At 68.4% G+C, this 18059-nt stretch carries 13 protein-coding genes and 1 pseudogene; 5 read left to right on the top strand and 9 right to left on the bottom strand.

From position 1 onward, the window contains the following. Positions 1 to 2 precede the first annotated feature (2 nt). Both QZM67_RS02330 and QZM67_RS02325 read left to right on the top strand, forming a co-directional pair. A complete protein-coding gene (locus tag QZM67_RS02330; protein ID WP_301800519.1) occupies positions 3 to 1223 on the top strand; it encodes an ABC transporter permease in 1221 nt (406 codons plus the stop codon). Next, a complete protein-coding gene (locus QZM67_RS02325; protein ID WP_301800518.1) occupies positions 1220 to 2839 on the top strand; it encodes an ABC transporter ATP-binding protein in 1620 nt (539 codons plus the stop codon). Before QZM67_RS02330 ends, QZM67_RS02325 begins: the two co-directional genes overlap by 4 nt. A gap of 262 nt (positions 2840 to 3101) precedes the next feature. On the opposite strand, the gene QZM67_RS02320 is transcribed toward QZM67_RS02325, so the two are convergent. Continuing rightward, positions 3102 to 5180, bottom strand: a complete 2079-nt coding sequence (locus tag QZM67_RS02320; RefSeq protein WP_301800516.1) for a TonB-dependent receptor — start codon at positions 5178 to 5180, stop codon at positions 3102 to 3104. A 578-nt stretch (positions 5181 to 5758) separates the two neighbouring features. Here QZM67_RS02320 and adhP point away from each other — a divergent pair. Then, entirely contained in the window at positions 5759 to 6787 is a 1029-nt protein-coding gene (adhP, locus tag QZM67_RS02315; protein ID WP_175024544.1) for an alcohol dehydrogenase AdhP, read from the top strand. A gap of 54 nt (positions 6788 to 6841) precedes the next feature. On the opposite strand, the gene QZM67_RS02310 is transcribed toward adhP, so the two are convergent. Both QZM67_RS02310 and QZM67_RS02305 read right to left on the bottom strand, forming a co-directional pair. Further along, complete coding sequence (locus QZM67_RS02310; protein WP_043186736.1) at positions 6842 to 7273, bottom strand: MarR family winged helix-turn-helix transcriptional regulator; 432 nt, start codon at positions 7271 to 7273, stop codon at positions 6842 to 6844. After that, positions 7270 to 8187, bottom strand: a complete 918-nt coding sequence (locus QZM67_RS02305; protein WP_301800513.1) for an alpha/beta hydrolase — start codon at positions 8185 to 8187, stop codon at positions 7270 to 7272. The genes QZM67_RS02310 and QZM67_RS02305 overlap by 4 nt, the downstream gene beginning before the upstream one ends. A 298-nt stretch (positions 8188 to 8485) precedes the next feature. Here QZM67_RS02305 and QZM67_RS02300 point away from each other — a divergent pair, with 298 nt between their 5' ends. After that, positions 8486 to 9451, top strand: a complete 966-nt coding sequence (locus QZM67_RS02300) for an ABC transporter substrate-binding protein (RefSeq protein WP_367620414.1) — start codon at positions 8486 to 8488, stop codon at positions 9449 to 9451. 52 nt (positions 9452 to 9503) lie between these two features. Further along, positions 9504 to 10598 (top strand): LLM class flavin-dependent oxidoreductase, encoded by a 1095-nt coding sequence (locus QZM67_RS02295; protein WP_043186743.1) that lies wholly within the window; start codon positions 9504 to 9506, stop codon positions 10596 to 10598. A 183-nt stretch (positions 10599 to 10781) separates the two neighbouring features. Here QZM67_RS02295 and QZM67_RS02290 read toward each other — a convergent pair whose 3' ends face one another. The 6 genes and pseudogenes from QZM67_RS02290 to QZM67_RS02265 form a co-directional block, all read right to left on the bottom strand. Continuing rightward, entirely contained in the window at positions 10782 to 11717 is a 936-nt protein-coding gene (locus QZM67_RS02290; protein WP_301800511.1) for an ABC transporter substrate-binding protein, read from the bottom strand. A 34-nt stretch (positions 11718 to 11751) separates the two neighbouring features. Next, positions 11752 to 13542, bottom strand: a complete 1791-nt coding sequence (locus QZM67_RS02285) for an amino acid ABC transporter permease/ATP-binding protein (RefSeq protein ID WP_301800509.1) — start codon at positions 13540 to 13542, stop codon at positions 11752 to 11754. A gap of 71 nt (positions 13543 to 13613) precedes the next feature. Then, complete coding sequence (locus QZM67_RS02280) at positions 13614 to 14966, bottom strand: LLM class flavin-dependent oxidoreductase (RefSeq protein ID WP_301800508.1); 1353 nt, start codon at positions 14964 to 14966, stop codon at positions 13614 to 13616. Positions 14967 to 14973: 7 nt separating this feature from the next. Continuing rightward, positions 14974 to 16023: pseudogene (locus QZM67_RS02275) on the bottom strand (LLM class flavin-dependent oxidoreductase). A gap of 52 nt (positions 16024 to 16075) precedes the next feature. Next, the gene (locus tag QZM67_RS02270) at positions 16076 to 17023 is read right to left on the bottom strand and encodes an ABC transporter substrate-binding protein (protein WP_301800506.1); all 948 of its coding nucleotides are present in this window, start codon (positions 17021 to 17023) and stop codon (positions 16076 to 16078) included. 56 nt (positions 17024 to 17079) lie between these two features. Next, entirely contained in the window at positions 17080 to 17640 is a 561-nt protein-coding gene (locus tag QZM67_RS02265) for a GNAT family N-acetyltransferase (protein ID WP_301800505.1), read from the bottom strand. Between the last annotated feature and the right edge of the window lie 419 nt (positions 17641 to 18059).

The following is an 18059-nucleotide window of genomic DNA, read 5'->3' as shown; positions in this document are numbered from 1 at the left end:
CCATGGAAGTCATCAGCTCATCGCACGCGGATTCGAAGCAGGCGGACTACGCCGATACCGTTCCCGACACGCCAACGGGGGCCGCATTCGTGCTGCCGTCGCGCGCCATTGCGTCACACCGCGACGCGGCGAAATTCGCGCGCGCGTTCGCATGGTGGCGGCGCTTGCGCCGTCAACGGCACGGCTTCGCGAGCCTAGTCGTGTTTGCGGTGCTGTTTGTCGCGAGCCTGCTTGCGGGCATGATCGCCAACGATCGGCCGCTCGTCGCGCGCTATCACGGCCAGTGGCTGTTCCCGGCGCTGCACACGTACGCCGATAGCGACTTCGGCGGCGCACTGCCCACCGAAGCCGACTATCTCGACCCGTTCATCCGCGAGCAGTTTTCGCGCGACGGCAATTTCGCGCTCTACGCGCCCGATCCGTATCGCTACGACACCGTGAACTATCACGCGGCGCAGCCATTTCCGGCGCCGCCTTCGGCACAGAACTGGCTCGGCACCGACGCATACGGTCGCGACGTGTTCGCGCGCGTTCTCTATGGCTTTCGCAGTTCGGTCCTGTTCGCGCTTGCGCTGACGCTGACAGGCGCGCTCATCGGCGTGCTCGCGGGCGCGCTCCAGGGCTATTACGCGGGCCTCGTCGACCTGCTCGGCCAGCGCGTGACCGAGGTATGGACCGCGTTGCCCGATCTCTATCTGCTGATCATCCTGTCGTCGATTTTCGAGCCGAGCCTCGTGCTGCTGTTCGTGCTGCTCGCCTCGTTCGGATGGGTCACGCTGTCCGATTACGTGCGCGGCGAATTCCTGCAAAAGCGCTCGCTCGAATACGTGCGCGCCGCGCGCACGCTTGGGCTGTCCGATCGCCAGATCATGTGGCGGCACATCCTGCCGAACAGTCTTACGCCCGTCATCACTTGGCTGCCGTTTCGGATGAGCGCGGCGATCGTGTCGCTCGCGAGCCTCGATTTTCTCGGGCTCGGCGTGCCGCCGCCCGCGCCGAGCCTCGGCGAGTTGCTGGCAGAAGGCAGAGGCCATCTATCGGCATGGTGGATTTCGGCGACAGCCATCGCGGCGCTGGTGGTCACACTGCTGCTGCTCACGTTCATCGGCGATGCATTGCGCGAATCGTTCGCGACTGACCGCAACCGCGCCGCTGACGGTGCAGACGCCGACGACGCCAACCCCCACGCCGGCAAAACCCGCACCGCAGGAGCCACCCGATGACGATGCCCGTACTGGAAGTCGAAGACCTGAACATCCTGATCGGCGCGCGGACGATCGTGCACGGGCTCGATCTGACAATCGGGCGCGGCGAACGCGTCGCGCTCGTTGGCGAATCGGGATCGGGCAAGAGCCTGACCGCGCTCGCGCTGCTCGGGCTGGCCGACGCCGCGCGCGTGAGCGGCAGCGTGCGGCTCGCGGGCGAGGAACTTCTCGACAAAAGCGATGCGCAATGGCGCGCGATACGCGGTCGCGACATCGCAATGGTGTTCCAGGATCCGATGACTGCGCTCAATCCGCTCAAGACCATCGGGCGGCAGATTGGTGAAAGCCTGCGTCTGCACGCGGGGCTGCGGGGCGCGGCGGCACGCGAGCGGGCGATCGCGCTGTTGCGGCGCATGGGTATCGTCGAACCCGAACGCAGGGTCGATGCCTATCCGCACCAGTTGTCGGGCGGCCAGCGGCAACGCGCGATGATCGCGATGGCGCTCGCGGGCAACCCGCGTCTGCTGGTCGCCGACGAGCCCACCACAGCGCTCGATGTCACCGTGCGCCGGCAGATCGTCGATCTGCTCATCGAACTCCAGGAAGCCAACGCGGACGGGCACGGCCTCGCCATTCTGCTCATCACCCACGATCTGCATCTGGTGCGCCGCTTCGCGCATCGCGTCGCCGTGATGCAGCACGGTGAGATCGTGGAGCAGGGCGCGACCGACGCGCTATTCGTGGCGCAGCGGCATGCGTACACACGTAAGCTGTTCGACAGCGCACCGCGCCGTACGATCGCACCGCTGGCCGCCGATGCGCCGCGCGTGCTCGACGTGCGCGCGCTGTACGCCGGATACCGCACGCGCGCACGCGGCTGGCGCGGCTTGTTTCGCAGCGAAACGCCCGCCGTGCTGCAAGGCATCGACCTGCAACTGCGAGAAGGCGAGACGCTCGGCGTGCTCGGCGAATCGGGCTGCGGAAAATCGACGCTGGCCGCCGCGCTCGTCGGGCTCGTCGCGCCGTCGGCCGGCGCGATCCGCTACGCGGCGCTCGAAAGCGCAGGCAAGGCGGCGACGCGGCGCGAACACGCCGCGCACGTGCAGATGGTGTTCCAGGATCCATTCGGTTCGCTTGCGCCGCGCCTGCGCGTAGGCGAGATCGTCGATGAAGGGCTCGCGCTGCATCATTCGCACATGCCGCCCGACGCGCGGCGCGCACGTGTGGCGGCGCTGCTCGCGGAAACCGGCTTGCCGGCCGACGCGGCCTCGCGCCATCCGGCGACATTCTCCGGCGGGCAACGACAACGCATTGCAATCGCACGCGCGCTCGCGGTCGATCCGCGCATCCTCGTCCTCGACGAACCGACGAGCGCGCTCGATGTGTCGATCCAGAGGCAGATTCTCGAATTGCTGGCGACATTGCAACGGCGGCATCGGCTCAGCTACGTGTTCATCAGCCACGACATCGACGTGCTGCGTGCGGTGTCGCACCGGCTCGTCGTGATGCATGGCGGAAAGATCGTCGAGACCGGGGAGACGCAGGCGGTGCTGGAGGCGCCGCGTCATGCCTATACGCGAACGCTCGTCGATTCGAGTGACCGTACCGGATCACGGATGGTACACATGCCGTAGAAAAGAATGGCCCGGAACCCACCAGGAGGCTCCGGGCAGGCATGTTGGTTCTGTCGCAATAAGCGGCCGATCAGGGATAGGCGGGGAGGGTCATGTTCGAGAATCAGCGCATCGACATCGCACTTCTTACTCGACTATCCAGCCTTATTGCGACAGAACCTGCGCTGCGCGATAGGCAGTAATGGCCGATAAACGGAAACTCGCGGCGAGATGGGCGTCGCCGGAGCAAGGCCCGCGGCGGGCGCCGCGGACCATGAGCGGGTCAGAACGTGGTGCGCAACCCGGCCATCACGCTGCGGCCACCTTCCGGCGCGAAGCCGCGCACGACCGAGGTCGCGTAGCGGATTTCCTGGTTTGTCAGGTTGTCGCCACGCAGGTACGCGAGCCAGTGCGTCGCACCGACGCGGAACTTGTAGGTCAGCATCACGCCGAGCGACGTGTAGCCGTCCGTCGAAAAGTCGTTGTCGGGCACGCGGTGCTGCGACCACGCATGCGTGACCTGCGCGCGCGCGCCGAACGGGCCGTAGCCGTAGTCGGCCGCGAGCGTCGCGCGCAGCGGCGCGATGCGCGGCAGCGGCTGGCCCGTATCGACGTTGCGCGCGTGCGTGTAGTCGGCCGTCAGTTCCAGGTCGACCGTATGGCCGCGCCGTGCGAACGCGCGCCACTTGCCGTCCAGCTCGATGCCGTAGAACTCGGCGCGCACGCCGCGATAGATCGCTTCGTTGAGCGAGCCGTCGGTACCGGGCGCGACGGGTTCGCCGTCGTCGTCGACGACGCGGCCCGTGTTGTACTCGGCCAGGTAGTTCGAGAAGCGGTTGTAGAAGACGCCGACGCTGCCGCGGTTCGGGCCGCTCGCGTAGCGCAGCGACAGGTCGGTCGACACCGCTTTTTCCTTCGACGCGTTCGGGTTGCCGATCAGGAACTGGCCGGTCGCATCGTGCGGGCCGTTCGAATACAGCTCGTAGAAGGTCGGTGCGCGTTCGGTGTACGCGACGTTGGCCGCCACCGACCACATGGGCGTCAGCGAGAACAGCGCGCCGGCCGACAGGCTGCCCGCATTGAACTCGCGCGGCTGTGCCCCCGCGAATTTCTCGACGCCGGCCGGATCGGGATCGACCTTCACGTGTTCGAAGCGTCCGCCGAGGCTCAGCTTGAGTGCCGGGACGACCTGCCATTCCTCGAGGCCGAACAACGCGACGCTGTTCGTGCGCGTGGACGGCACGAGCATCTCGTCGCCCAGCGCGGAGAACGTGTTCTGGCCGAACTGCACGCCGATCGCGCCTTCGAACGGGCCGATCTTGCGATGCGTTGCCTCGATGCGCGCCTCGTAGCCGCGATTGCGGAAGGTGGTCGCGGTCTCGCCGTTGTCGACTTCCTTGTGGCGATAGTCGGTGTACGCGAAGTCGAATTTCAGTTTCGTGAACGGCCCGCTCAGGTTGCGCACCTCGGATGCGAGCGCGAGGCGCTCCTGGCGCATCCGCAGCCGCACGTCGCTTTCCGCGACGGAGCCGTAGTTCGATTCGTAGCCGCTGTAGGACAGGCCCGCGAAGCCGTCCGCCCACGTGTACGACGCGCCGACCGCGCCGCCGTGCACGCGGCCGTCGCTGTTCGGCACGTTGCCTTCCGGTTGCGGCGTGTCGGGGCCGTCGATCGCGCGCTGCGCGCTGCTGCGCGCGTAGCCGGGAATCCGCAGCTTGCTCGTTTCGCGGTCGAATGCGTCGACGTGGAACGCGAAGCGGCCGTTGCCGCCCTCGACCTGCGCGGCACCCGCGCGCACCGAGTTCGCCCCGCCATAGCGCGCGTCGAGCGCACCCGTCACGCCTTGGATCGCTTCGCGCGGAATCCGGTTGTCGATCGTGTTGACGACACCGCCCACCGCGTTGCCGCCGTACAGCAGCGCGGCCGGGCCACGCACGATCTCGACACGCTCGATCGACAGCGGATCCTGCGGCACAGCATGGTCGTACGACAGCGACGACGCGTCGTAGGCCGCGACGCCGTTCTGCAGCAACCGGATCCGGTCGCCGTCCATCCCGCGGATGATCGGGCGGCCGACCATCGGCCCGTAGGTGGTGGTCGACACGCCGGGCAGCCCGTTGAGCGTCTCGCCGAGCGAATCGGCCTGGCGGCGCGTCAGCGCATCGCCGGAAAGCTGGACGGTCGGCGCGATCAGGTCGCTGTCGCCGAGCGGGTTCGCGGTCACGAAGATCGGTGCGAGCGGGGTGGTCGGCGGCGTGCTGGAGACGGCGGGCGTAGCGGTCTGCGCGTGTGCGACGGCGGCGAACAGCATCAGCGAAAGGGACGAGAGCGGGCGGAGCGGTAGACGAGGGAGGTCGCGCATGGTCGGTGAATCGGTTGGAGTCGGATCGGATAACGAGCGATGCGGGTCACGGCTGGATACGATATATTGTTGCGTCTTTGGCGCGCAGTGACCCGTTGGAACATGGCTCGGCGAGGCTCGGCCACCCACGGTGGAACCGCCTCAGGCGGACGAGCACCCGAAATGATATGTTATATCATTTCAAATTCCAAGCCGGATGGCAGGATCCTGCCGGGTTTCTGTCGGATGGGTGAAATGACGGCGGGAGCGGAAAGCGGCTGCGCGATGTTCGGAACGATCGCTTGAACGGGGCGATGCGGTGCGTGTGTCGCCGTGTTGCTCGTGCGCCGGCCGGGTTCGTGGCGCCCCATTCGGGATCCGTCGGCGCGGCCCGCCGGGAAACTGCCGCACGCCGATCGATGACGCGGGCGTGGACATCCGCCATCGGATCAGGGTCCAGTGAATCCTGCGGAGCGCGCCGGTGCGACGCCTTGAAGCAGCGGGCATCGCCGCGCATCGCCCGCGCATTGACGCGCATCAACGTCGTTCGAATCCGAAACCGGATACTGGATCGCTCACCGACCAGCCAGGAGCGACACATGTCCCAAACCATGAAAGCGGCCGTCGTGCACGCGTTCGGCGAACCGCTGCGCATCGAGGAGGTGCCCGTGCCGACGCCGGGGCCCGGCCAGATCCTCGTCAACATCAAGGCATCGGGCGTCTGCCATACCGACCTGCACGCAGCCGACGGCGACTGGCCGGTCAAGCCGTCGTTGCCGTTCATTCCGGGCCATGAAGGCGTGGGCATCGTCGCAGCGGTCGGCGCGGGCGTCACGCACGTGCGCGAAGGCGATCGAGTGGGCGTGCCATGGCTGTACACGGCGTGCGGCCATTGCGAGTACTGCCACACGGGCTGGGAGACGCTGTGCCACGGCCAGCAGAACACCGGATATTCGGTGAACGGCAGCTACGCGGAATACGTGCTGGCCGATCCTGATTACGTCGGTCATTTACCCGCTCAGGTTGCGTTCGACGAGATCGCGCCGATCCTGTGCGCGGGTGTTACCGTCTACAAGGGCATTCGCGTCACCGATACGCGCCCGGGCCAGTGGCTCGCGATCTCCGGCATCGGCGGCCTCGGGCACGTGGCCGTGCAGTATGCGCGTGCGATGGGCCTGCACGTGGTGGCCATCGACATTTCACCCGACAAGCTCGCGCTGGCGCGGCAGCTCGGCGCGGAACTGACGATCGACGCGTCGATCGACGATCCGGCCAAGGTGATCCAGAAGGAGATCGGCGGTGCGCATGGCGTGCTCGTCACGGCCGTGTCGCGCAGCGCGTTCGCGCAGGCGCTCGGGATGGTGCGGCGTGGCGGCACGGTGGCGCTCAACGGCTTGCCGCCCGGCGATTTCCCGTTGCCGATCTTCTCGACGGTGCTGAACGGCATCACCGTGCGCGGGTCGATCGTCGGAACGCGGCGCGACTTGCAGGAGTCGCTCGATTTCGCCGCCGACGGCCTGGTGCGCGCGCATATCCACCGCGACCGGCTCGGCAACATCAACGACGTGCTCGCGAAGCTGCGCGAAGGCAAGGTCGACGGGCGCATCGTGCTGACCGACATGCATTGATGCGCGGGGCACAGCGCGCGTGCCGTCAACGGATCGACGGTGCCGCGCTGCCGCTCAGCGTTCCGCCGGAAACCGCTCCTGCAGCGTGTGCAACCAGCGCGCGACGACATCGAGTTCGTCGTCGGAAAACCCGTCGCACAGCTTGCCGTTGAGTTCGCGCAGCAGCACGCGTGCACGCTTGAGCGCCGCGTGGCCTTCGTCGGTCAGGTACAAGCGTGTTGCGCGGCCGTCGTCCGAATCGGCATGACGCGTAATGAGGCCGGCTTTCGCCATCCGGTCGGCGAGCCCCGTCATCGCGGACGGCGCAAGCTGCAGCGCGGCGCCGACTTCACCGATCAGCGCACCATCCTGCTTCGCGAGACAGAACAACGCGCCGGCCTGCGCGGCGCTCGCGCGCGTCTCGGTCTCCGCCTTGCGGTCGATCCAGCGCTGCACGCGCCGCTGGCCGATGTTCAACATGAAAAACAGTCGTCGGTCTTCGCTCAAGCTGGGTTCCCGGCTGCAATGGAAAGGGAGGGACGGCCCGCGGTTCGCGGCGTGTCGAGTGCCTGCGCGAGCCAGTCGGCCACGTCGGGCCACAGCACGGTGCCGGGGCGGCTGCGGAAGAAGCCCATGTGCCCGACCGGGCCGCTGCCCGCCGCGTGCGGATCGATCTGGCGGCGTTCGACCGCCGCGCGGGTCAGGTAGCTTACCAGCAGCCCGATGGCCGTTGGGTTCGCCCACGGATCGTCGTCGAAGCCGAGCGCGAGGATCGGCAACTGCTGTTTCGCGTAACGCTCGGCCGCGCCGAGCGTCGGATCGTCGAAGAAATAATGCGGCAGCGTCGTCCAGCGGCTCCATTCGCGGAACACGCCGGCCGGCATGTCCTCGCCGAGCCCGAGCCGCTTGCCGGGCACGTAGCCGAGCAGCGCGGACATCAACGGGCCGAGCACGCGCAGGATCAGCCGCACCTTCAGGCGTTCGGCCGCCTGCGCGATCAGTCGCGTGCTGCCCGCATGCGCGGCGACCAGCACGGCCGCGCGCAGGTGCGGCGTCGCGGCGGACAGCCCGATCGCATGCCCGCCGACGCTATGCCCGACCGCCAGCAGCGGCAAGCCTTCGTATGCCTGCCGTGCCCACGCGGTCGCGGCGCCCACGTCGAGCTCCATCCAGTCGCGCATGCGGGCCTGCAGCGCGCCCAGGCGCGCGGGCCGCGACGCACCGATGCCGCGATAGTTGTAGGTGAGCGCTGCGAAGCCGCGTTCGGTCAGGAAACGCGCGAAGCCCGCATACAGCCGCTCCGGCACGGCCGTCGCCGGATGGATCAGCACCAGCGCGCGCGGCGCGGCGTCCGGCGTCCACAGCGTGCCGTGCAGCGCGTAACCGTCGACGGCGGAAAACTCGATGGGTTGGGAGGTCATGGCCGTCCTCGTTCCGGGTAGTTATTTCGTATGCGAAATATAGCGCGAATTTATTTCGCGTGCGAAATATCCGTCGAAGATTCATTCGAACCGGGTTTCATGGAGGGGCCGGCGGCATCCGGCGATGCCGGTCACTTCATAAAATATTTGCATCTTTGCATAGAAGAATATTGCGTTTGTTTCATGAAGCGGATCGACGTATCTTCACCGGTTCCATGCGTTACGCCGGCCGCTGCGCACGGCGGAACACGAGGCGCCGCCATTGCGCGGCCGCCTGCCAACCCTCCGGGAGATCACGTTGTTGAGCCGAATCGTCACGGCACTCTTGCTGGCGCTTGCCGCGCAGCCGGGCATTGCCAAAGACACCGTCACGCTGCGCGTCGGTGAACAGAACTACTTCAACATCCAGGCGTCGATGGAGGCGTCCGGCGTGCTGAAGGATCTGCCTTACACGATCGAGTGGAAGCATTTCCAGGCCGCCGCACCCGTTGCCGAATCGCTGAACGGCAATGCGATCGACGTCGGTTTCCTCGGCGACTCCGCGCTGCTCACGCTGGCCGCGCGCGGCGCACCGGTGAAGGTGGTCGCCGTGTCGCGGCAGAGCCTCGACGGCGTCGCGATTCTCGTACCGAAGGATTCGCCGGTGCGCACCGTGGCCGACCTGCAGGGCAAGACCATCGCAGTATGGCGCGGTGCATGGAGCCAGCAGCTCGTGCTGCGCGCGCTCGAACACGCCGGCCTGCGCGCGGATTCGGTCAAGTATGCGTACCTGATGCCGATCGATGCGACCAACGCGCTCTCGAACGGCTCGGTCGACGCCGTGTCGCTGTGGGAGCCGTTCGTCAGCACGCTCGCGTTGCGGCAGGGCGCGCGGCCCGTGACGACCGCGCAGGGGCTGATGCCGGCACTGAGCTTCGTCGCCGCGAACGAGCAGGCCGCGTCAGGCAAGCGCGCCGAGATCACCGATTTCCTGAGGCGCGTCGTTGCGGCGCGCCAGTGGGTCGACAGCCATCCGCGCGAGTATGCGGACCTGTGGGCGAAGCGCGCGAAGCTCGAACCCGACGTCGCATATCGCTGGCTCAACAACGCGAAGCAGCGCGTCGGCCCGGTCGACGACACGGCCGCGACGGACGCGCAGAACACGGCCGACTTCCTGCACAAGGCCGGCGTGATTCCGGCTGCGTACGACACGTCGAAACTGCTCGACCGTTCGTATGCGGGCGCGTTCGCGGCGCCTGCGAAAAAGACGGCCGCCGCGCAGTAAGCGAACCATCCCGGCCACGATTTCAGATCAAGCACCCCAAGGACATCCCGACATGCCAGTCGACATCATCGGCATGATCACCGCGACACCCGGCGCGGAGGTCGACGTACCGGGCGGCGCGGCCGTTCAACCCGACTACGTGCGCCGCTTTGCGCAGGCGCACGAGGCCGCCGGCTTCGACCAGATCCTGGTCGGCCATTTCAGCAACGCGGCGGACGGTTTCATCGTCGCGTCGTTCGCCGCCGCCGCGACCGAACGCATCCGCATCCTGCTCGCGCACCGGCCGGGCGTGATCGTGCCGTCGGCCGCCGCGCGGCAGATCGCAACGCTCGACGTGTTCAGCGGCGGCCGGCTCGCGCTGAACGTCGTGTCGGGCGGCGACGATACCGACCTGCAGCGCGACGGCGATTTCGTGCCGCACGATGCGCGCTACCGCCGCACCGGCGAATATCTCGACGTGTTGAAACGGATCTGGCAGGCCGACGCGCCGGTCGATCACGATGGCGCGTTCTATCGGCTGCGCGGCGCGTCGCCGCTCGTGAAGGGCGCGCAGCGGCCGCACGTGCCGATCTATTTCGGCGGCTCGTCGCCGGCCGCGCTCGCGGTCGCGGGCGAGCATGCCGATGTCTACATGACGTGGGGCGAGCCGCTCGCGTCGGTACGCGAGCAGGTCGCGCGCGTGCGGGCTGCGGCCGCGCCGTTCGGGCGGGCGCCGCGCATCAGCGTGTCGTTCCGGCCGATCGTGGCCGACACCGAGGCTGCCGCATGGGAGAAGGCCGAGGCGATTCGCGAACGCGTGCGCGCGGCGCGGCTCGCGAACGGCCAGCCGATCGCCGGCCATGCGCCGCAGAACGCGGGCTCGCAACGGCTGATGGCCGCCGCCGCGCAAGGCGACGTGCTCGACGAGCGGCTGTGGATGGGCGTCGCGAACCTGACCGGCGCGCGCTGGAATTCGACCGCGCTGGTCGGCACGCCCGAACAGGTCGCGCGGGCGCTTGGCGCGTACTACCGGCTTGGCGTGTCGACGTTCCTGATTCGCGGGTTCGACCCGCTCGACGATGCGCTCGATTACGGGCGCGACCTGATTCCGGCGATTCATGCGCAGGTCGCGAATCTCGACAGGGCTGGGGCTGCACTGCCGGCATAGGTGCGACGCCGATTTTGGATCGATGGAGCATGGCGCCTCCCTGAGTCGGGGCCGAACCGCCACCGGTTACAATCCGCGCATCGGACCATGGGCCATGGCCGACGAGAGCTGGCTCGCGCGTCGCGCTGCCCGTGACGGGCCTTGCCGAAGCGTGACCGGCATGGCGCGCCGCGCTGCCGCTGGTCAGAACGACGGTAACCCCGGCGGATTGGTCTCAGCGCGCGCGATCGCCTCGCTTTGCAAACCCCAGCGCGCGAGCGCCTGCCGGTAGCGACCGCTGCCGATCAGCGCGTTCGTCGCGAGCGTCAGCGCGGGTGCGAGCCCGCTGCCGCGCCGCGTCGCGATCGCCACATCGGCGTTGGCCGGCCAGCCCGCATTGACGACGCCGACACGGCGGATCTTGCCGGTGCGGGCGGCCTCGTACGCGAGCGACGCGTTCGGGTTCAGCTCCGCATCGGCACGGCCCGACAGCAGCGCGACGCGCGACGCCGCATCGTCGTCGAAATAGAGCAGTTCGGCCGGTTTCAGCCCCTGCGCGACGTTACGCTTGTTCCACTCGAGCAGGATGTGCTCCTGGCTCGTCCCCGCGCCCGTGATGATGCGCAGGCCGGCGACGTCCTTCGGCGCGGCGATCGTCGCGATCGGGCTGCCGGTGCGCACGTAGAAGCCGTGCAACCCGAGCCGGTAAGTCGTGAAATCGTATTTCTCCTTGCGCTTCTCGGTCACGCCGACGTTCGAGATCACCGCGTCGTACTTGCCGGACGTGAGTCCGAGCGGCCAGTCGGCCCACGCGATCGGCAGCAACACGAGCGTGCGGCCGAGCGCGTCGGCGACGAGCTGCGCATAGTCGGGATCGGCGCCGACCACGGTGCGCGCGTCGGTCGCGTAGGTCGACACCGGCGGCGCGTGCGGTGAAATCGCGACCGTGAACGCGCCGTCGCGTACCCAGCGATAGCCGGCTGCCTCATGAACGGCTGCGTCATCGCGTGTGGCGCGAATGCGGCCCGCCTGGCGCGGATCGAGATCCGCGGTCGCCGCGGCTGCATGTACCGCGTGCCATGGAAGGCTACCCGTTGCCGCGACCAGCGCGGCGGTCATGAACTGGCGTCGGTCGGTCATCGTGCGGCACCTCGCAAGGCGGGAGTGGCGCGCATCACAGCACCCGCGACAGGAACGCGCGGGTGCGCGGATGCGTCGGCGCATCGAGCACGACGGCCGGCGGCCCGGCCTCGACGATGCGCCCGCGCTCCATGAACAGCACGTTGTCCGCGACTTCGCGTGCGAAGCCGATCTCGTGCGTGACGATCACGAGCGTCGTGCCCGAGCGCGCGAGTTCCTTGATCACGTCGAGTACCTCGTTGACGAGCTCGGGATCGAGCGCCGACGTCGGTTCGTCGAACAGCAGTACCTTCGGGCGCAGCGCAAGCGCCCGCGCGATCGCGACGCGCTGCTGCTGGCCGCCGGACAACTGGCGCGGATACGCGTCGGCTTTATCCGCGAGACCGACGCGCGCGAGCAGTGTGCGGGCGGTGCGCTCGGCCGCGTCGCGCGTGACGCCGCCGACGACGACTGGCGCTTCGATCAGGTTTTCGAGCACCGTCAGGTGCGGGAACAGGTTGAAGTTCTGGAACACCATCCCGACGGCCGTGCGCCGCGTCAGCACGTCGCGTTCCTTCAGCTCGTGGAGCACGTCTCCGTCGCGGCGATAGCCGATCAGTTCGCCGTCGATGTCGATGAAGCCGTCGTCGACGCGCTCCAGATGGTTGATCGTGCGCAGCAGCGTCGACTTGCCCGAGCCCGACGGCCCGACGATCGCGGTCACGCTGCCGCGCGGCGCGACGAACGACACGTTGTCGAGCACGCGCTGCATGCCGAACTGCTTGGATACGCCATGTACCGCCACTTCGCCGCCGGCGCGTGGGGCGGCGGCGGTCGCGGCGTCGCTATCGCCGTGAGCCTGCGAGGTCGATGCCGCGTGGCGGGACGCGGCGCGCCGCCACAGCGTGCCGAGGCGCGCGAGTGCGAACGTGATGACGGACGGCGGCGGGTTGCGCAGCGCCCCGCGCGCATAGTGCCGTTCCACCTGGACCTGGATGGCCGACAGCACGGTCAGGATGATCAGGTACCAGACGGTGGCGACCATCAGCAGCGGAATCACTTCGAGATTGCGGCGATAGATCACCTGCACCGTATAGAACAGCTCCGGCATCGCGAGCACGTAGACCATCGACGTGCCTTTCGCGAGCATGATCAGGTCGTTGAACGCGGTCGGCAGGATCGCGCGCATCGCCTGCGGCAACACGATTCGCGTGGTCTGGCGGCGGCGCGGCAGCCCGAGCGCGGCGGCCGCTTCGAGCTGGCCCTGGTCGACCGCGAGAATGCCGCCGCGGATCACCTCCGCGGAAAACGCCGCGTGATGCAGCGTGAGACCGAGCACGGCCGCGAGGAACGGGCTGATCAGGTCGGTCGTCGGCGTGTCGAACCACACGATGTCGGTGAACGGCACGCCGAGCCGCACATGTTCGTACAGGTAGCCGAGGTTGTTCAGGATCAGCAGCAGCACGATCAGCGGAATCGAGCGGAACAGCCACACGAAGGTCCACGCGCTCGCCGACAGCAGCCGCGAACGCGACAGCCGGGCCAGCGCGACGAACGCGCCGAGCACGAGGCCGAACACCGCACCGAGCAGCGTGAGCACCAGCGTGCGCGCGAGACCCGACAGCACCGGTGGCGACAGGAACCATTCGGCGAACACCGGCCAGCCCCATTGCGGGTTGCCGAGAATCGAATGCAGGACGATCGCGATCAGCGCGACGGCGAGCACGGTACCGGCCGTGCGCGACCGGTGGCGCGCGGGCACGATCCGGAAACGCGTGCCGGTGTCGCGCGCGCCGGGGGAAGAGAGCGGCGGCAGCGCGCCGCCGAGGTGGGTCGTGTCGCTCATGTCGGTGGAAATCCTCGAATCGGTCGGGCGGGCGCACCGCGCACGGGCGGCGCGGCGGCGGGCGTCAGGCGTCAGGCGTGCGCTTCGGCCGCCGTTTCGTGCGACGGGGCAGGCGCCGCGTGGCGGCTCGCCTTGCGCGGCAGGCCGAGGTGGTCACGCAGCGTCGCACCGGGGAGGTCGCGGCTGTAGCGGCCGCGCGCCTCGAGCACCGGGATCACGAGTTCGACGAAATCGTCGACGCCCTGTGCCTGCACCGCAAAGCCGAGGATGAAACCGTCGCCGGCGCCCGCGTCGTGCCAGCGGATCAGCTCGTCCGCGACATGCTCGGCCGTGCCGATGAAGTTCGGGCGCGGCGTGGCGACCGCGAGCGCCGTCTCGCGCAGCGACAGCCCTTTCTGTTTCGCGTCGGCCTTGATCCGGTCGGTGGTCGAGCGGAAGCTGTTGCGGCCGAGCTCGCCGAGTTCCGGGAACGGCGCATCGAGCGCGTACTGCGTGAAGTCGTGATGATCGAAATAGCGGCCGAGATACGCGAGCGCCTCGTCGATCGTCAGCAGGTTGCGGATCGCCTGGTATTTGTCCTCGGCCTCCGCCGCCGTGCGGCCGACGATCGGCCCGATGCCGGGGAAGATCTTCACGTCGCTGCCTTGCCGGCCGTGTTCGATCGCGCTCTGCTTCACGCGACGCGTGAACGCGGCCGTTTCGTCGAGCGACGGCGAATGCGTGAACACGGCATCCGCATACTTGCCCGCGAGCCCGATGCCGGTGTCGGACGAGCCGGCCTGGAAGATCACCGGCTGCCCCTGCGGCGAGCGCTGGATGTTGAGCGGGCCCGCAACCTGGAAGAAGCGGCCGTGGTGGTCGAGCGTGTGGAGCTTGTCGCGATCGAAGAAGCGGCCGGTCGCGCGGTCGCGCACGAATGCGTCGTCGTCCCAGCTGTCCCACAGGCCCTGCACGACGTCGAGGTATTCGTCGGCGATCTCGTAGCGCAGTTCGTGATCGGGATGCGCCTTGCCGAAATTCTTCGCGGTGCCTTCGAGCGGCGTCGTCACGACGTTCCAGCCCGCGCGCCCGCCGCTGATCGTGTCGAGCGACGCGAGCTGGCGCGCGACCGTGAACGGCTCGCTGTACGACGTCGAGATCGTGCCCGCGAGTCCGATCTTCTTTGTCGCGACCGCAAGCGCCGACAGCACGGTGAGCGGCTCGAAGCGGTTCAGGAAGTGCGGGATCGACTTCTCGTTGATGTAGAGGCCGTCCGCGACGAACGCGAACGCGATGCCGGCGGCCTCCGCCTTGCGCGCGATGCCGATCGCGAAGTCGAGGTTGATGCTCGCGTCCGGCGGGTTGCTCGGGTGCCGCCATGCGTTCATGTGGCTGCCTGCGCCTTGCAGCATCAGGCCGAAGGGGATCGATCGTCGGGTCGTCATGGGAGCGTCACGCGTTCTGGTCAGGGGAAAGGGAGCGGTCGGCCGCGAGGGCCGCCTGCAACGGCGTGGCCGACAGCGCGCCGCCGAGCCATTCGGCCGATGCGAGCCGCGCCGCGTAGTCGGTCACCGGCGAATCGATCACGAACGCATCGACGTCGAGCCGCCGGCTCAGCGCGTCGAGTGCGCGGTGCACGCGTTCGGGCGTATCGGCCAGCACCGTCGGGCGCAACTCGTCGATCCGGTAGTCGGACGCGCCGCTCTGCCGCGCGAATTCGGCGGCCGCCTGCGCGCTGGCGAGATTGAAACTCTGGCCGCCCGCGAACTGCAGCTTGAAGATCTTCAGCGGCCCGATCAGTCGCTCGGCCTCGTCGCGCGTCGGCGCGGCCACCGCGTACAGCGCGACCAGCGGCCGTGCGCCGCCCGCGCTGCGGTACGCATCCAGCGAGCGTTCGAGGTTCGCATCGTCGCCGTTGAAATGCCCGGCGTAGCAGAAGCGTCAGCCGTTGCGCGCGGCGAGCGCGCCGCTGTCCGGCGAGCCGCCGAGCAGGATGCGTTCGGGCGGCTGCGGCGGCACCGGCAGTGCGACGGCACCGGCGAGCGGGTGATCTTCGGCAACGCCCCAGCCGAGAAACGCGTCGAGTTCCGCCAACTGGCCCGCGAAGTCCGGCTTGCGCGCCTTGTCGTGGAACCACTGCAGCGCGCGTGTGGTCAGCGGCAACCCGCCGGGCGCCTTGCCGATGCCGAGATCGACGCGGCCCGGCGCGAGCGCGGCCAGTACCTTGAACGTCTCGGCGACCTTGAACGGGCTGTAGTGCTGCAGCATCACGCCGCCCGAGCCGACGCGGATGCGCGACGTGTGCGCAAGCAGGTGCGCGACGACGATCTCCGGCGCCGAGCTCGCGAAGGCCGGCGTGCCGTGATGCTCGGCGACCCAGAAGCGCTCGTAGCCGAGCTGTTCGGCGCGCTGCGCGAGGGTCGTCGTGAAGCGCAGCGCGTCGGCGGCGTTCGCGCCGTCGGCGATCGGACTCTTGTCCAGCAGCGAAAGCGAATAAGACATGATGAGCGGCGTTCCTGCGTGAGCGTGGATGGACGGTGGGCGCGCGCGGCGCTCAGCTTTTCGGCAGCCCGGGCGGATTGGTGCGTGACTGATCGATCGCTTCGGACGCGAGGTTCCAGCGGTCGAGCACCTGCTGGTAGCGGCCGCTCTTGATCAGCCCGTTCAGCGCGACGGTCAGCGGATCGGCGAGCCCGCTGCCGCGGCGCGTCGCGATCGCGATGTCGGCCGTGCGCGGCCAGCCCCCGCTGATTGCGCCGACGAGCCGCGTCTTGCCTTGCTGCGCGCTCTGGTACGCGAGCACCGAGTTCACGCTGAACACCGCATCGGCGCGGCCCGACTGCACGGCGACGATACGCATCGCCTGGTCGTCGTAATACTGGATCTGCACGGGTTTCAGCCCGTGCGCGACATTCTCGCGATCCCACGCGAGCAGGATCTTTTCCTGGTTGGTGCCGGCGTCGGTCACGATGCGCAGCCCCGCGACGTCCTTCGGCTCGCGGATCGCCTGGATCTTGCTGTCGTTGCGCACGTAGAAGCCGACCTGGTCCTTGCGGTAGGTCGAGAAATCGAGCTTCTGCTTGCGTTCCTCGGTGACGGTGACGTTCGAGATCACCGCGTCGACTTTCCCCGACTCGAGCGCGAGCGGCCAGTCGGCCCACGCGAGCGCGACGATCTTCAGCTTGCGGCCGAGGCTGTCGGACACGAGCTGGCCGATGTCGGCGTCGAAGCCGATCACCGTGCGCGCGTCGGTCGCATACGAGCTGATCGGCGGCAGGCTCGGCGCGATGCCGATCGTCAGCGTGCCGGGCTCGGCGAACTTGAACGACGCGGGCACCGCGCGCTCGACCGCCGCATCGGCCACGCCGCGCGGGCGGCCGCGCTGTTCGGGGCTCAGGTCGAACGTGGCGGCGGCCGCGGCTGCGGAGAGCGCGGTCAGGCCGATCAGTGCGGCGGCCAGCGTGCGCACGGCACGGGAAGAAAGCGGTACGGCTCGTTGCATGAAAGCGTCCTGTGGTGGCAAGCGGAGATCGGAGGGAGGCAGGGGCGCGGTCGCGGTCAGCGCGACAGCACCGGTTCGGGCACGGGCGCCCACAGGTCGGTCAGCGTCGACGTGCGCGACGGATCGGCGAGATCCTTGCCGAACCTGAGGTGGAAATACGTTTCGGGGGCGATCGACGGATCGAACAGCCGCGTATAGCCGGTGCGGTCGTACAGCGCCCACGCTTCGGGCTGGCGAAAACCGGTGGTCAGGTAGAGGCGGCGATAGCCTTGCTGCGCGGCACGCAGTTCGAGTGCTTCGACGATGAGGCGTGCGAGGCCCTGGCGGCGCAGGTCCGTGCGGGTCCAGATGCGTTTGAGCTCGGCGGTCTGTGTGTCGTAGCGCTTGAACGCGCCGCCGCCGATCGTCTCGCCGTCGCGCAGCAGCAGCACGAACGCGCCTTCGGGCGGCGCGAACAGTTCGGCCGGGTAGCGCGCGAGTTCGTCGCGCGCGGACGCGCGGCTGTCGGGGCGATACGCGTTGTAGCGGGTCGAATACTCGTCGATCAGTGCGTCGATCAGCGGTTGCGCGCGGACGTCGAGCGGCGTCGTGTCGATGATGCGGTCGGTCGTGGCCATGGGCATCGCGAAGGGCGTGCGATGCGGACGTTCCTGGCGGGGTGCGGGCACGCGGCCCGTCCGGTCTGTTCCGTTATCGCGACGCAGTTGTCGTGATGGCGGCGGCCGGTGTGCATCCTGCTGCGATGCAGATGGCGGACCGCCGCCGTTTCGAACACGTTAGCGGCGCGGCCGGCAAAGGCGAACGAAGCAATTTCGATAAGGATTTCGCGGCGGAGGTCAGAAGGCTTGCAGGGGAAGTGGGGTGGGGCGAACGGGCGTGGTGGGGAGCCGCGCCCGTTCGATGGGTATATGACGTAGATGACCGCCGTGGATCGGCCAGGTGTTGTTGTTTCGATGGCCTACCGGTCATGCCGATTGGGTGCCGGAAGACGATGAAGCTGAAGGTTCTTGAATCACGGAGGGCTACAGGCAACGCG

Source organism: Burkholderia sp. AU45251 (genome assembly GCF_030482905.1).
GTDB lineage: Bacteria > Pseudomonadota > Gammaproteobacteria > Burkholderiales > Burkholderiaceae > Burkholderia > Burkholderia aenigmatica.
The sequence above is the reverse complement of the archived record's forward strand: the minus strand, read 5'-3'. Positions and strand labels throughout refer to the sequence as shown.